The 15238-nt window shown below is 57.9% G+C and carries 12 protein-coding genes; 8 read left to right on the forward strand and 4 right to left on the reverse strand.

Features of this window, described 5'->3' with window-relative positions; genetic code table 11:
- Positions 1-144 precede the first annotated feature (144 nt).
- From KIN_RS04160 to KIN_RS04190, 7 genes are all read left to right on the forward strand, one after another.
- The gene (locus tag KIN_RS04160) at positions 145-1302 is read left to right on the forward strand and encodes a pyridoxal-phosphate-dependent aminotransferase family protein (RefSeq protein WP_159804673.1); all 1158 of its coding nucleotides are present in this window, start codon (positions 145-147) and stop codon (positions 1300-1302) included.
- A gap of 73 nt (positions 1303-1375) precedes the next feature.
- Positions 1376-2356, forward strand: a complete 981-nt coding sequence (locus KIN_RS04165) for a TRAP transporter substrate-binding protein (RefSeq protein ID WP_159804674.1) — start codon at positions 1376-1378, stop codon at positions 2354-2356.
- A 121-nt stretch (positions 2357-2477) separates the two neighbouring features.
- Positions 2478-3044 carry a TRAP transporter small permease gene (locus KIN_RS04170; RefSeq protein WP_159804675.1) on the forward strand — a complete coding sequence of 189 codons (567 nt, stop codon included), beginning with the start codon at positions 2478-2480 and terminating at the stop codon, positions 3042-3044.
- On the forward strand, positions 3044-4324 hold the full coding sequence (locus KIN_RS04175; RefSeq protein ID WP_159804676.1) for a TRAP transporter large permease: 1281 nt from the start codon (positions 3044-3046) through the stop codon (positions 4322-4324). Before KIN_RS04170 ends, KIN_RS04175 begins: the two co-directional genes overlap by 1 nt.
- A complete protein-coding gene (locus KIN_RS04180) occupies positions 4321-5106 on the forward strand; it encodes an enoyl-CoA hydratase/isomerase family protein (RefSeq protein ID WP_159804677.1) in 786 nt (261 codons plus the stop codon). Before KIN_RS04175 ends, KIN_RS04180 begins: the two co-directional genes overlap by 4 nt.
- Positions 5103-6308 (forward strand): CaiB/BaiF CoA transferase family protein, encoded by a 1206-nt coding sequence (locus tag KIN_RS04185; RefSeq protein ID WP_243144804.1) that lies wholly within the window; start codon positions 5103-5105, stop codon positions 6306-6308. Before KIN_RS04180 ends, KIN_RS04185 begins: the two co-directional genes overlap by 4 nt.
- An 84-nt stretch (positions 6309-6392) precedes the next feature.
- On the forward strand, positions 6393-6818 hold the full coding sequence (locus KIN_RS04190) for a GlcG/HbpS family heme-binding protein (protein ID WP_159804678.1): 426 nt from the start codon (positions 6393-6395) through the stop codon (positions 6816-6818).
- Positions 6819-6997: 179 nt separating this feature from the next.
- Here KIN_RS04190 and KIN_RS04195 read toward each other — a convergent pair whose 3' ends face one another.
- The 3 genes from KIN_RS04195 to KIN_RS04205 form a co-directional block, all read right to left on the reverse strand.
- Entirely contained in the window at positions 6998-7609 is a 612-nt protein-coding gene (locus KIN_RS04195) for an ankyrin repeat domain-containing protein (protein WP_159804679.1), read from the reverse strand.
- 300 nt (positions 7610-7909) lie between these two features.
- A complete protein-coding gene (locus KIN_RS04200) occupies positions 7910-11032 on the reverse strand; it encodes an efflux RND transporter permease subunit (RefSeq protein ID WP_159804680.1) in 3123 nt (1040 codons plus the stop codon).
- 4 nt (positions 11033-11036) lie between these two features.
- Positions 11037-12125: an efflux RND transporter periplasmic adaptor subunit gene (locus KIN_RS04205; RefSeq protein WP_159804681.1), complete on the reverse strand. Its 1089-nt coding sequence runs from the start codon at positions 12123-12125 to the stop codon at positions 11037-11039.
- Between the two features lie 87 nt (positions 12126-12212).
- On the opposite strand from KIN_RS04205, the gene KIN_RS04210 reads away from it, so the two are divergent.
- Positions 12213-12836: a TetR/AcrR family transcriptional regulator gene (locus KIN_RS04210; RefSeq protein WP_159804682.1), complete on the forward strand. Its 624-nt coding sequence runs from the start codon at positions 12213-12215 to the stop codon at positions 12834-12836.
- A gap of 56 nt (positions 12837-12892) precedes the next feature.
- Here the strand turns inward: KIN_RS04210 and KIN_RS04215 are convergent, their stop codons facing one another.
- Positions 12893-15112, reverse strand: coding sequence for a cadherin domain-containing protein (locus KIN_RS04215; protein ID WP_159804683.1), 2220 nt, complete (start codon positions 15110-15112; stop codon positions 12893-12895).
- Positions 15113-15238: the final 126 nt, after the last annotated feature.

Consider the following 15238-nt stretch of genomic DNA (forward strand, 5'->3'; position numbering starts at 1 on the left):
AGTTTTGTCGGGAGAGGTCGCCACAATTTTGATTGACTTAATTATGAATTCAAAATTACGTTGCTTCAACGAAAAAGCTGAATCATGGTGTGAGGGTATCAGCCTTCGCTCCTCTCAAAAACTCTGATTGTGAGACTGATCGATATGAGAAAAGCCGGCCGCCATTTCTTGCAGATCCCCGGACCAAGTGCGGTGCCGGATCGTATTTTGAGCGCGATAGGGCAGCAGACCATCGATCACCGTGGTCCGGACTTTGCCAAAGTAGGCTTGCGCGCTTTGGAAGGCATGAAGTCAATCTTCAAAACCGAAGAGCATGTCTTTATCTATCCAGCCTCCGGCACAGGTGCGTGGGAGGCCGCGTTGGTCAACACGCTGTCGCCCGGTGATCGGGTTCTGATGTTTGAAACCGGTCACTTTGCGACCCTGTGGAAGAAACTGGCCGAAAAGCTGGGTTTGAAGGCCGAGTTTATCGAAGGAGACTGGAGGGGCGGCGCTGATCCGGAACGGATCGAGGCCTATCTCGCCGAGGACAAGGGTCACGAGATCAAGGCCGTCTGCGTTGTGCATAACGAAACGTCGACAGGTTCTGTGTCCCCCATCGCAGAAGTGCGCAAGGCCATCGACAGGGCCGGACATCCCGCTTTGTTCATGGTGGACACAATTTCGGGTCTGGCGTCTCTGGACTACCAGCACGATGAATGGGGCGTAGATGTCACCGTATCCGGCTCACAAAAGGGTTTGATGCTGCCGCCCGGTCTTTCGTTCAATGCGGCTAGTTCCAAGGCTATGGCTGCCAACAAGACGGCAAAGCTACAACGCTCTTACTGGGATTGGGAGGATATGGTTGGGCCCAACAAGACCGGCTATTTCCCGTACACCCCCGGCACCAATCTGCTGTACGGCCTGAACGAGGCCGTTGATATGCTACACGAGGAAGGTCTGGACAATGTGTTTGCCCGCCATGCTCGCCATGGCGCGGCGACACGGGCCGCGGTGCGCAAATGGGGCCTCGAAGTGCTGTGCGCCACCCAAGGTCAGGAGAGCGGTGTTTTGACGGCCGTCAAGGTGCCGGAGGGCCATAGCGCGGATGCCTTCCGGGCGACGACGCTGGAGCATTTCGATATGTCTTTGGGCAATGGCCTATCCAAAGTGGCCGACAAGGTGTTCCGCATAGGCCATCTGGGCGATTTCAACGATCTGATGCTGGTTGCGACCTTGGCAGGCGTCGAAATGGGACTGAAGCAGGCCGATGTTCCGCACCAAGCAGGTGGCGTGCAGGAGGCGATGAGCCTGCTCAGCTAGAGAAAAAGCGCCGAAAGAAACGGCGCTACGAATAATAAGAAAACAACAGTATTATCTCAGGGAGGATAACCTCATGAAAGTAATCTCAAAACTTCTTGCTGCGACCACCGCTCTCGGCATGGCGACCGGTGCCTTTGCAGCGGATATGACCTTGAAATTCGGCCATGTCGGTGCGCCGGGTTCGCTTTTCGAGGCGACCGTCGACAACTTCGCTGCGTGCGTGAACGGCGCGATGGGCGACAAGGTCGAGGTTCAAACGTTCGGCTCATCTCAGTTGGGCAAGGACAAGGAATTGTTGCAAAAACTGAAGCTGGGACAGGTCGATTTTTCTCTCCCGTCCTCGGTGATGTCATCTGTAGATGATGCCTTTGGCATCTTCGAGATGCCCTACATCATCAGCGACCGCGATCATATGCGCCGGGTGCAGGGTGCGATGATGGACACATTCCAGAACGCGGCCAACGAAAACGGCTATCATATCGTTGGATTGGCTGAGAACGGGTTCCGCAATATCACCAACAATGTGCGTCCCATAAATCTGCCCGCAGACCTTGAGGGCGTCAAACTGCGCACACCAAACGGGGTCTGGCGCCTGAAAATGTTCCAGGAATACGGCGCGAACCCGACTCCTATGGCATTCTCTGACGTATTCACCGCGCTGCAGACCGGCGTGATCGACGGACAGGAAAACCCTTACGCGCAGATCGCGTCGGCCAAGTTTCAGGAAGTGCAGAAGTATCTGTCTGTCACCGGGCATGTTTACACGCCTGCCTATATCCTGATGTCGAAGCGGAAATTCGATGGCTTGGATGCGGAAGTCCAGGCAGGCCTGACGGATTGCGCGAGCCAGACGCAGGACTTTACCTATGAAAAGGCGGCAGAACTTGAAGCCAGCCTTCTGAAGGTCATCGAGGATGCGGGCGTCGAGGTGAACACTGCCGACAAGCAAGCCTTCATCGACGCGTCGGCGCCGATCTATAAGCAGTTCGCGGATGAGGTCGATGGCGGTCAAGAGATGATTGATACCGTTCTTGGCCTTGGTGCCTCCGGCTAATCACCCCGTGTGCGGCGGCGAGGTGCTGCCGCACGTTTTCCAAAACGCTGAAGTACTCCTTCCTGCGGACGTGTGACGCGTCTGCGCAGGGGTTGTCGACACCCGAAGAGTTAGCCCCGGCATGGAACATGAAGCCTATCCAACATTGTCACGGATCAACCGGGCGCTCAGTAGGGTCCTAGAGTGGATCACAATCAGTCTGATGATCCTCTTGACGCTGGTTGTCACAGCGGCAGTTCTTGCCCGCCTCCTGGGGCAAAGTTTTTCCTGGTACGATGAAGTCGCCGCAATCATGCTTGCGTGGATTACGTATTATGGCTCGGCCCTCGCAGCACTGCATCGGCGCCATATCGGGTTTGATACCGTCTTGCTTGCCATCCCGAGAAACTTCCGTATCGCGGCCGTGATACTGGGCGAGATCATCGTCCTCGTCTTCTTCTTCCTGATGGCGCGGGCAGGGTTTCATGTACTTGAGGTTCTCGCGGGCGATACGCTCATCTCACTCACCTGGGTGCCCATTCAATTTACGCAATCGGTCATACCCATCGGCGCGATCCTTTTCATGATCTGTCAGGTTCTCAGCCTGCCGGGATACCTGAAGCTGACCGCAGCCGGTATCTCGCTTGAGCATGCCGAGATCGAGGAAGAGGTCGAAACGGAACTCGAAAAGAATAAGGATCGCGTCTGATGCTGATGGCCGGTATTTTCATAGCGATGCTGATTATGATCTGCATCAACATCCCCATTGCCGTCGCTTTGGCTATGTGCGGTGTCTTTGGGCTGCTGATCACCGAAGGCCCGGGCAGTCTGGTGACAATCGCCCTGGATATGTATGACGGATCCACCAAATTTTCGCTGATCGCGATCCCCATGTTTGTACTGGCGGGGGCGATCATGAACGCGGGCGGGATCACCGACCGTCTGATCAATTTCGTGGGTGCCATCATCGGGTTTATCCGTGGCGGTCTTGCGATGGTGAATATTGGGGTTTCCCTGTTCTTTGCTGAAATCTCGGGCTCTGCCGTCGCGGACGTCGCCGCCATGGGCTCAATCCTGATCCCACAGATGAAAAAGCGTGGCTACACCAAAGAATTCTCGGCCGCGGTCACGTCGTCCTCTGCATCATTGGCCATTATCATCCCGCCCTCGATCCCAATGATCCTCTATGCGGCATCAGCCAACACATCTGTCGAGCAGTTATTCGTGGCCGGCATTGTGCCGGGTCTTCTGGGGGCAGGTGGCTTGATGACCGTCGCCTACCTGTTTGCAAAGCGCTACAATTTCCCAACCGAAGATGCGTTTCAACTTGCACGTCTGCGCGAGACGTTCATCGACGCGATGCCAGCCTTTACCTTGCCCGTAATCATTCTTGGCGGCATTTTTGGCGGCTATGTCACAGCCACAGAAGCAGCAGGGCTTGCCGTTCTGGCCGCACTTGTCGTGTCCGCATGGTACGGCAACCTTGACTTCAGCCATCTGCGCCGCGCGATGTTGGACGGTGGCATTCAGACCGCGGTTGTCATGTTGCTGGTCGCAGCATCCGTACTGATGGGCGGCTTCCTGACCCGCGCACAGATCCCTCAGCAACTGGCGGAAGGCATTTTGTCGATTACCAGTCAGCAGTGGGCGATCCTGCTGATCCTCAATTTCTTCTTCCTCGTCGTTGGCTTCTTTTTGCATTCGGCAGCCGCGATCATTCTGGTCATCCCAATCGTGATCCCGCTTATCACGGCGGCTGGCATTGATCCGGTACATTTCGGGCTGGTTGTGACGCTCAACCTCGCGATCGGACAGCAGACGCCGCCTGTGGCATCAGTCCTTATAACGGCCTGTTCAGTGGCGCGTGCCAACATCTGGGAGGTGTCCAAGGTCAATGTCTGGTTTGTGGGCGTTCTGCTGGCTGTTCTGATGCTCTGCACGTATGTGCCAGCCGTGCCTATGTTCCTGGTGGAGTATTTCTACCGATGACCGAACAATCCGGCGAGATTACCGACGAGCTGCGCGGTGGTGTCTTGTGGATTACGTTCAATCGACCTCAGGCGCGAAACGCACTGACCTTCCGGATGTATGACCGGCTTTCCCAGCTGTGCACCGAGATGCCAACTGATGGATCCGCACGGGCCGTCGTGATCTCGGGCGCCGGAGGCAAGGCATTTGCGGCGGGCACGGACATGACCCAGTTTCGTGCCTTTGACACACCGGAGGATGCGTTGGATTATGAACGCAGGATCGATGCCGTTCTGGAGGCCGTCGAGCGCTGCCCGGTTCCAACGATCGCCGCGATCAATGGCGCGTGTACAGGGGGCGGAGGCTCTATCGCTGCGGCCTGTGATATTCGAATTGCCGCGTCGAGCCTGAAATTCGGTTTTCCGATTGCGCGCACCCTGGGCAATTGTCTGGCCGCCGGAAATCTTGCGCGATTGTCCGAGCTTATCGGGGCCGGGCGGGTTCGGGAGATCATTTTTACCGCCCGTTTGATGGACGCGGACGAGGCGCTTGCAACGGGCTTGGTCAGCAACGTCTTACCCGACGAAGATGCCCTTATGGTGCATGCAGCTGAGCTCGCTGACAAGGTCGGAGCGATGGCTCCGTTAACGCTGCGCGCCACAAAGGAAGCGCTGCGGCGGAACCGGGCCGCTGTGCAGGTGGACGACGCGGATCTGATCGTGTCGTGCTACATGAGCGAGGACTTCCGCATCGGGATGGAGGCGTTCCTCGCCAAAAAAAAGCCGGACTGGACAGGCAAGTGAGCGCGAAATCCGGCCCTTTGAGCGGGATGCGCGTCATTGAGCTTGCGCATATCATGGCCGGACCAGTCTGCGGATTGATGCTGGCGGATATGGGTGCCGATGTCATCAAGGTTGAAAAGCCAACCGGCGATGACAGCCGACGGTTCGTGCCGCCAGAGATTGGCGGTGAAGCTGCGGCCTACATGATGATGAACCGCAACAAGCGCGGGATTTCATTGAACCTGAAGGACGCCCGTGCCGTCGAGGTTTTACGTAAGCTTCTGGCGGAGGCTGACGTTGTCATAGAGAACTACCGCAAGGGGACGATGGAAAGGCTCGGCCTGTCTTATGCGGTCCTCGCGGAAGCAAACCCACGGCTGATCTATTGCGAAATCTCGGGCTTCGGTCGCACCGGCCCTTATGCAGAGCGGGGCGGCTTCGACCTGATCGCCCAAGGCATGTCGGGGTTGATGTCGATAACGGGCGAGGGGCCAGGCCGTGCACCCGTCAAAGTTGCGGCGCCAATTTCCGATATCAACGCGGGGATCCTCGGCGCGATGGGTGTGTCCGCCGCCTATGCAAACATGTTGCAGACCGGGCGTGGACAGAAGGTCGACACATCTCTGTTCGAAGCCGCCATTGTTCAGACCTACTGGCAGTCCGCGATCGCTTTTGCGACCGGCGAAAAACCCGAGCCGTTGGGGTCTGCCCACCCGCTCAATGCGCCGTATCAGGCATTCCAGACCAGCGACGGATGGATCAACGTCGGGGCCGCGAACCAAAGCAACTGGCTTCGTTTTCTGGATGTGATTTCGGCGCCCGAACTGAACCGTGATCCACGCTTTTCCTCCAATGCGGCGCGCATCCGTAACCTGCCGGCGTTGATCGACATCCTCAACGAATATCTTGTGCAGGACACAACCGAGAATTGGCTGGACCGCATGGACGAGGCGCAGCTGCCCGCTGGACCGGTCAACGACATCTTGCAGATGCACGAGGATCCACAGGCGAACGCCCGGGGTATGATTGCCGAAGTCGACCACGCGACGGCGCACACCGTCAAAACGATTGGGCATCCAGTAAAGTTCAGCCGCACCCCCGCACAGGTTGATCAGGCGGCCCCGTTGCTGGGGCAGCACACCCGAGAGGTCTTGGCCGAGATTGGGTACGCTCCTGCGGAGATTGCGGCGCTCATCCAAGCCAAAGCTGCGATTGCGTCGTGAGCAGAGAAGCCAACTGCATGCCCACGCGCGGACCTTTCAAATCAACGATGTTTTGAGTTCGAACGCCTACAAAAGGAACCTATAATGACCCTCACTCTTCATCAGGCGCGAAGCCTCATCACTGACTGTCTGGACTGGCGCAAGGACAACGGCCTGAAGCCGCTGACCGTGGCTGTGATTGACAGCGCAGGTTCGCTTGTGGCGCTGGCGCGTGAGGACGGTACCAGTAATCTGCGACCGGAGATTGCCCAAGGTAAGGCGCGCGGAGCCGTGGCCATGGGACTCGGATCCCGGGCGCTTTACGAAAGAGCGAAGGTCGAGCCTTTCTTCATTCAGGCGATGAATGCGTTGTCGGACGGCTCTCTCGTGCCGGTGGCGGGCGGCGTGTTGATAAAGCAGGACGGCGCTATTCTTGGCGCGGTTGGTATCACTGGCGATAACTCCGACAACGACGAGGCCTGCGCGATCTCAGCCATCGAAAAGGCCGGATTTGTAGCCGACGGTGGATGAGTGTTGTTGGCCGTTTGCACCAAGGCTGACTTCTGAGGGAGGTTCTCAGGGGATACTTCCGGTATTTTGGAACGGATCACAGACGGAGGCGGCGGCGCTGAACGTCGCTATGCTGAACTGACTCTGCCAAAAACGATAGATGACAGCGGTGCGGGACGAAGCGGACATTCCCGCGATGCCTAACCGTCGCTGATAGTTCCACCCGCCAGTTTCGCAACACAGGTTTCGTCATATAGTCCCAATGCTGACAGCGTTCTGAGGTGATCTAATGCCAACCTGTCATCGCTGTTCAATGAAACTCTGTGCGGACGCAATTGTACTAAGAGCCCGTAGTTGGCTCTCAAAGAACCCATGCTGGGAAGCTCACACATGCCAGCGACGAACTCAATCAAGAGATGGTTTCCAGTAGCGCCCCTAATGTCGAAGTTCGCCCCCGAGCCTGCAAATTCGTCTATCAGTGCAATTAACTGAATGTCGGTTGCTGATTCTCGGAGGGTTGAGAGTGATCCGATCAAGGCAGAAATTGGTGCCTCTTCCCCTGCGTTTACATCTGCTCCCAATTGGATAAGCTTGCTAGCGACCTCTAGACGTCCACCTACTATGGCCGTCCAAAGCGCGGTGTAACCACTCCTGTCCTGAACATTGAGGTCGCCGCCGTTTTCTGCATACTCCTCCAGTCCGAACCCATCTTCGCAATTCACTATTTCGAAGACTCTTCCGTTTGATCCGTTTTGGTAGTGTTGCGGACATGCATTAACGCCATTGCTAGCAAGAGCAACAAAGGCGCCCAAAGATACACCCCATCTTAAGCGACGGGGCAAGGCAAAGGGCGGTCTAATTGTGTGAAACATGATTAAAGCCCTGAAGTAGATCAGTATGCGTGGTGACAATCACGCAAGGCAATCAAACTCGACTTGCCAACCAATGTCGACTCTGGGCTCAGTTCGGACCTTCGTGTCACCTGAACTGGTTGTACGCCGTATACTTGCGGGGCTCATCTCAGTCGATCAGCTTATCCCACCGGCCATGATTTCAGCAGGAAAGCCGGGCGAGTTCTCGAATTCAGTTGAGTTCGATTGCTTGCGCCAAGGTTACTCGGCCGCCAGTTTCATTTTGCCGGGTTTGGTGGCGGCCTTTTTGCCTGGTTTTTCCGGTTCTTTCCCGTCTGCCTTCTCTGCCAGACGCTCTTTGCGCAGGTAGGTGTGGTAGAGTACGGGCACGCCGAGCAGGGTCAGGATCGATGCGAAGCCCAAGCCCGCCATGATCGTCACGGCCATAGAGGCAAAGAACGCATCGGTCAGCAGCGGCACCATACCCAGAATGGTCGTCGCAGCAGCCAGGATCACAGGACGCAGACGGCTGATCGAGGCGCTGACGATGGCCTTCGACTGGGGCAGGCCGTCTTCCTCTTTCTGGCTGTCGATTTCCTCGACCAGAACGATGGCGTTTTTGATGAGCATGCCTGACAGGCTGAGCAGGCCCAGAAGCGCCGTAAAGCTGAAGGGTAGCCCGGTGAACAGCAGGCCCAGCGACACGCCGTTTATGGCCATGGGTACAATCGTCCAGATCACGGCGGTCTGGCGTAATTTCCCGAAGAGCAGGATTGTGATCAACAGCATCGTTCCAAAGCTGAGCGGCATCTGTTTGCCGAGGCTTTCCTGCGCCTCACCGGCACTTTCAAACTCGCCACCCCATTCCATGCTGTAGCCAGGTGGCATCTCGATAGCCTCGATCAGAGTGCGAACCTCTGCAAAGGCCGTGGGCGGCATGATGCCCGGGATCGTGAAGGCCTGCACGGATACGGTGGGGACGCGGTTGCGCCGTTCGATCAGCGTGTCGCGCACCTTGACCTCAAACCCGTCGGTCACCTGATCCATGGGCACGAAGGTTTGTGTCGGGGGGGAATAGATCACCTGATCCAGAAGCTGTCCGTCTGCTGTCAGCTCTTCGCGCGGGGTGCGCAGGATGATGGGGATCAGGCGGTCGCGTTCGCGGTATTGGCCCGCTTGAATGCCGTCGGTGGCCAAGGCAATACCCTGCGCAACCTCGTTCCGGCCGATGCCTACGGCTTGCGCGCGTTTCGTGGCCAGGATCGGGCGGGTCACAAATTCCCGCTCTCGCCAATTGGTGCGTTCCGTGGCAAGCAGGTCTGTCTCGTTTTCAAAGATCATCTGCGCCTCATCGCCCAACCTGCGCAGAACGTCTGGATCAGGCCCAGAAAAGCGGATTTCCACGTCCGCGCCCGTGGCTGGGCCGTAGATGATTTGTTCGGTCTGGATCTCGGCCCATGGAACCGCGCCAAGCGCAAAGGTGTCGAGGCGGGTGCGAAGGGTTGGAATATCCTCGTAATTGGCAACGCGGATAATCAACTCGCCATAGGACGGCTCGGGCTCTTCCGGGGTATAGGTCAGCAGGAATCGGGTGACGCTTTGGCCGATTGTCGTGGTTACGTCGGTGACCTCGTCCTGCGCCAGAAGCCATTGTTCAAGCGTCGCCAAATCCTCTGAGGTTTGCGCGATGGATCCGCCCTGTGCGGCCTTGTAGTTCAGATAGAAAATAGGCGTGTTCGCGGGTGGGAAGAATTGCTGCGTGACCAGTCCGAAGGCGGCAATACAAGCAACTGTCGCGCCGACCAATCCGATGATGACCAGCCATCTGACTTTGAGGGCGCCCCGCAACAGCGCGCCGTAGGCCCGGAAAAACCGGGTGTCGTACGGGTCTTCGCCGTCTTTGAGATCGCCTACCTTGAAGAAATAGCTGGCCAGCAAGGGCGTCACGGTGATCGCGAGCAACCAAGACAGCATCAGCGAAATGCCTATGACTGCGAAGAGCGAGAACAAGAATTCGCCTGAACTGTCGGGGCTGAGGCCAATGCCTGCAAAGGCCATGATCCCGATAACAGTCGCGCCCAAAAGCGGGATCTGGGTCTTGCGTGTGGCGCGTTCGGCCGCTTCCAACGGCTTCTTGCCCCGCCGCATTTCGACCTGCATGCCTTCCGCCACCACGATCGCATTATCGACCAGCATCCCCATTGCGATGATCAAAGCGCCGAGGCTGATCCGCTCGACCTTGATGTCGAAAATACTCATGAAAAAGAAGGTGAAGGAGACTGTAAGGAGCAGTGATACGCCCACGACCAAGGCGGCACGCCACCCCATGAACAGCGCAAGCACACCGATCACTGTGCCAACAGACAAGGCCAAGCTCGTCAGAAAGTCCGCATTGGCCTGATCGACGACGCGGTGTTGTTCGTAAATCGGGTTCAACTCGACACCTGCGGGCAGCACTTTTTCCAACTCGCCCAGCTTTTCCTCGACCGCTTGGCCCACAGTTACGATATTGCGAGAGGTCAGACCTGCAATGCCGATCGTGAAGGCTTCGACGCCATTGTGGCGGATCAGGTGACCCGGTTCGTCGACGCGGGACCGGAAGACGGCGGCGACATCCGCGAGGTTTAGAACCTCTCCACTGACGCCGAAACTCAGCGCACTGATGTCGCTGACGCTGTCATCCGCCTCGGGCGCATCGACGCGCAGATCGCGGCTACCATTGTCCGCCGTCCCGGTGGGGGCCACCACATCGGCATTCGCCACCGCGTCGACCAACACGTTGGGATCGACGCCGAGGTTCACCAGCGTTTCGGTGGATGGCTCTACGTAGATGGCCTCTTCAGGCAGGCCCAGAAGCTCAGCGTTCGCAACGCCATCGACGGTCAGCATTTCGCGACGCAGGAAGGTGGCGATTTCCCAGATCTCGGCATCATTGAAACCGGCCGAGGTCACTGCGTAGTAAATGCCGAAGACATCGCCAAAGTCGTCGTTCACCGTGGGGGTCAGCGCACCGGGCGGTAGGCTGGCTTGGGCGTCGGACACGCGGTCACGCAGGTCGTCCCACACTTGCGGCAGCTCATCGCCGCCAAATGTATCACGAATTTCGACCTCGATCACCGAGACACCGGGGGTGTTGCGCGACGTGATCGTGTCGATCTCGTCCATCTGCTGGATTTCGGCCTCGATGACTTCCGAAATTTCGCTGGCCACCTCTGAGGCGGTCGCGCCGGGATACGGTGTGATTACCAGCGCGGATTTCAGCGTGAAAACCGGATCCTCAAGCTTGCCAACCGAAATGTAGCCCGCCGCGCCCCCAAAAAAGCAGAATAGCATCAAAAGCCATGTGAAGAGTGGCTTCTGGATCGCGAAGGAGGCGATTTTCATCGGATCATTCCTCTACCGTAAGACCGGTGTAGCGGCGCACTTCCTGTCCGTCGCGCAGCAGATGAGCGCCCGCAGCAATCACTTCAGCATCTTTTGGTAAGCCCTTGATCAGAAATCCAGTTCCAGTTTCTGACATGACTTCTACATCGTGTCGGCGCACCACACCGCGATCATCAGAATGTGCTTCGAACAGCATGACCTGCGGCGTGCGGGTTTCGCTCGCCAAGAGAGCGCTTGCCTCCAGCATTAACGCGTCACTGGCTGATCCGACTTCTGCCACCACGGTGGCAGACGCGCCGGGGATCAGAAGCGGCAGATCGATGTCCGGCATGCGTAGGGACACAAGGAAGGATTGGCCGACCGCCTGTGTTTGGGCCTGGTACTCCGCCAGTTCCAGTGGAACGGGGTCGGGCAGCGCAGGCAGATCGGCGGTGAATGTGATACGCGATGGGTCACCCACCTGCTGGAGCAGTTGTTCGGGCACATCAATCTCGATACGCCGTTCCGACATGTCATGGACCCGTAAAACCGGCGTGCCGGCGGCGATGTTCGTGAAGGTCGCGGTCAGCCGCTCCGCGATAAGGCCGTCGAACGGCGCGCGGATGGTGGCGTCCTGCAACGCTTCCCTTGCGTCCCGAAGCTCCACATCCGCCAGATCACGGGCGGTCTGGGCGTCCTCTGCGCGCACTTGAGAGGCGACATTGCTTTGGGCCAGCTTGGTGGATCGGTCCAATTCACGTTCCGACTGGGCAAGGGCCAGTTCTGCCCGCTCGACACTGCGCTCGAATGGCGCCAGATCAAGCTGCGCCAGCACCTCGCCCTTCTTTACGAACTGTCCTTCTGGCGCATCAAAGACGACAAGCTCACCACTTACATCGAAAGACAGATCCACGGTTTCCAGCGCCACCACCTGGCCGAAGAACGACCGCGTCAGCGAGGCTTCGGCAGCTTCCGGAGACACAATTTTGACCGCGCGCAGGACTTCTTCAGATACGTCATCTTGAGATCGGCCTTCCGATATGAAGGCCAGCGTCAGGGCTGCGGCGAGAGCGAAAACAGCCAGAGCTCCGACTTTAGTTGCTTGTGTCGTCATGGAAATTCCCTATCTATCCAAGCAAGCCGACCGACCGGTCGGTCGTTTGAAAGTGAACTATACGGTTCAGAGATCAAGTCAAGGCAGATGCTTCAAAAAAACGAACAGCGCGACAGGCGTTCTGAAATCATCGCTCATGCGACAGAATTGTTCCTTAAGAAGGGCTATGCGGCGACGTCAATGAAGGATGTTGCGGCCACTGCGGGCATCGTGAAATCCTCGCTTTATCACCATTTTGCAAGCAAAGAGGATCTGTTCCTTTCCACGACAAGTGCAGGATATGCCGAGCATTTGTCGCGCCTGAAGCGCATACGGGGGACGCCCGATCTGGATCCGCGTCAGCGATTGTCGGACTTGCTTGATGTGGTCTACGCGTCGATTGTCGAGTCAAATATAGGCAGGATGGCGCCGATGATTGCGGAGACCTCGCGCTTGTTTCCGCAGGTGGCGGAAGCGTTCCATGCGAATTTTATTGAAGAAATGGATGAACTGCTGCGGGGCTGCGTGGAAGATGGTGTCGCGCGCGGGGATTACAGGCCGCTGAACGATCCCGGCGTTGACCATCTGTTTTGCAGTCCGCCGGTCAGCTTGGCGTTGTCCCGCGCCATGTTTGCAAGCTTCGCTGATCTTGACGCACAGTTTCCTATTGCAAAGACGAAGGCCGTTCACCTTGAGATCGTCACGCGCGTTTTGATCCCTCCGGCGATATAGGGCGCGGGCGCGTCAGATTTGTTTGGCGGCAGGCTCGCCCATTATTTGGCTAGTGCTCAAAGACCTAGGCCGAACCCCGGCGGATCAGTGTCACCGGCGCCGGGTATTGGATCGTCAAGCAGCGGATCGCTTGGGTCACCGTCCGGCTCAGGATCAAGGGTGGCGCCCAACGGGTCCGCGTCAGGAAGACCAAGCGCGTCGGACAGCACGCCCTCGATATCAAGATCAAGGATTGTCAGCCCATCTTCGGGTAGGACGTCAATGGTGATCGGGACACTCGTGACGCCGGGCTCGCCAGTGGCGGAAACGGCCGTGACATCCAGCGTCAGGGTTGTGACACCGGTATCGCCCCATGGGGGCACCACAGACAATTGGGACAAATTCCATCCGGTCAGATCCAGTGCGTCACCTGAAGAAGCACTTGTATTATCGCCGTCGCTTACAATCCAGTTGGTGGGTACATCCTGTAATTCTAAGCCACCCAGGCCCAGCCCACCTGTGTCGAAGGTGACGGGCAATCCCAAGACATCGCCTTCTTCGACGGTGTGCTGGGTCGTGGCGGGTGTTAGCGTGTACTCCGTCGCGTTCGGCGGTTTCCACTCCAGCGTCAATTCCGCGTCGCCCAGAACGTCCAGATGCTGGATTACGATCTCGTGGGCGCCAGCATCCAAGGTAATGCTGGCAGTTCCTAGGCCCAGATCGCTGGGGAGCGCATCTACGGCGACAGGTGCGCCGTCAATCCACAAAACTGTCGTGTCTGTGGTGGAGATCTTGAAGTCGTATGTGCCCGCTTCAGCGGCATCGATATAGCCGGTAACCAAAGTAGCAAAAGCGTCAACTGGGCTTCCATCAAGGAAACCGCCATCGGTGCGGCCGTAGTTGACCTCGCTGACGAAGGTCTCGCCCAAGGGCTCTGACCCCCAGTCGATACCTGCAAGATCCGTAACGCCATCGACAACGGCGATTTGTCGAACGTGAAAGGCGCCGCCGACATCGACATCCGGGGGGGCGGTCACTTCATCCGTGACGGTGACGTTGATGGTCTGTGTTGTTGCGGCGCCGCCCGGGTCTGTGGCGGTAAGGGTGAGGGTCAGGGTGTCGGCGGTCTCGTGGTCGAGGCTTTGGCCGTCCTTGAGTTTGAGGGTTGTGCCGTCGATCTCGAAGCGGGGATCGTCGACGGTCCAGGCGAGGGCATCGCCGTCGGGATCTGTTGCGGAGACGGTGCCGAGCGTGGCGCCGTCTGCGTTCTCGGCGACGGTTGCGGTGGTCCCGCCATTGAGCGCCAGATCCACGGGCGCCTCGTTCAGATCGCTGACGGTGACGTTGATGGTCTGTGTTGTTGCGGCGCCGCCCGGGTCTGTGGCGGTAAGGGTGAGGGTCAGGGTGTCGGCGGTCTCGTGGTCGAGGCTTTGGCCGTCCTTGAGTTTGAGGGTTGTGCCGTCGATCTCGAAGCGGGGATCGTCGACGGTCCAGGCGAGGGCATCGCCGTCGGGATCTGTTGCGGAGACGGTGCCGAGCGTGGCGCCGTCTGCGTTCTCGGCGACGGTTGCGGTGGTCCCGCCATTGAGCGCCAGATCCACGGGCGCCTCGTTCAGATCGCTGACGGTGACGTCGTCCGTAGGCGCCGGAGCGATCGCCGGTTCCGCGACATCTGCAGCGTCCTCTTCTCCCTCGTCATTTGAGAAAGCCGGAGTGATCGAACTGGTATCAGCTTCCGTCTCGGTGGCCTCTACGTCCTCGGCGTTTTCCGGTGCATCATCGGTTTGATCCGCGCGCACTCGTGCTGACGTTGCCTGTGATGTTTGTGTTGCAGGATCTATTGGGCCTGCCGACGTCACACCAGACTGGCCCGCCGGCGCTGCCGATCCTGCAGGGGTCGCTGCTGCGCCGCCTTCTGTCTCGGCGTCGTCTGTGTCCAGACGGGCCTCACGGATACTGCGTGCGTTATCGTCTTCGGTTATTGCTTCGCGGGTCTCGGTTTCGCCAGACCGGGCGCCTGTGAAACTACGGCCAATGCCGTCCGCATCGGCGTCATCGACAAGCTCTTCGACCCAACGATCTTTGTCGATATCATAGTATTCGGCCGTGCCCGTATGCAAAAGCGACTGCCGTTCGCCATTTTGCCCAACGCTAGGATCAACATCTGTCAATGTTGACGCATCGGCGCTTGCAGCGGGTTGGGGAATTTCCGCGTTGATCCAGTCATCCTGCGACGTAGGGGATGCGGTAGTTTCGTTGGTGACGCCGTCACCTGTTTCCTGATCTTCATTTGCCATGGCAACCTCACACTCTGAACGGGGAGAGATCATCTCAAAAAGATGAAGCAGGCCTTAAGGAAACTCTTTGAAATGGACCGAATTTTCTACGTTCGGTTCGCGATTATTTAATCAATTAACCAAAGG

It is taken from the genome of Litoreibacter roseus, from assembly GCF_009811795.1.
Taxonomy (GTDB): Bacteria; Pseudomonadota; Alphaproteobacteria; order Rhodobacterales; family Rhodobacteraceae; genus Litoreibacter; species Litoreibacter roseus.

Coding starts and splice junctions, on each gene's coding strand:
- KIN_RS04160 (WP_159804673.1), top strand. CDS start 145: ATGAGAAAAGCCGGCCGCCATTTCTTGCAGATCCCCGGACCAAGTGCG.
- KIN_RS04165 (WP_159804674.1), top strand. CDS start 1,376: ATGAAAGTAATCTCAAAACTTCTTGCTGCGACCACCGCTCTCGGCATG.
- KIN_RS04170 (WP_159804675.1), top strand. CDS start 2,478: ATGGAACATGAAGCCTATCCAACATTGTCACGGATCAACCGGGCGCTC.
- KIN_RS04175 (WP_159804676.1), top strand. CDS start 3,044: ATGCTGATGGCCGGTATTTTCATAGCGATGCTGATTATGATCTGCATC.
- KIN_RS04180 (WP_159804677.1), top strand. CDS start 4,321: ATGACCGAACAATCCGGCGAGATTACCGACGAGCTGCGCGGTGGTGTC.
- KIN_RS04190 (WP_159804678.1), top strand. CDS start 6,393: ATGACCCTCACTCTTCATCAGGCGCGAAGCCTCATCACTGACTGTCTG.
- KIN_RS04200 (WP_159804680.1), bottom strand. CDS start 11,032: ATGAAAATCGCCTCCTTCGCGATCCAGAAGCCACTCTTCACATGGCTT.
- KIN_RS04205 (WP_159804681.1), bottom strand. CDS start 12,125: ATGACGACACAAGCAACTAAAGTCGGAGCTCTGGCTGTTTTCGCTCTC.
- KIN_RS04210 (WP_159804682.1), top strand. CDS start 12,213: ATGCTTCAAAAAAACGAACAGCGCGACAGGCGTTCTGAAATCATCGCT.
- KIN_RS04215 (WP_159804683.1), bottom strand. CDS start 15,112: ATGGCAAATGAAGATCAGGAAACAGGTGACGGCGTCACCAACGAAACT.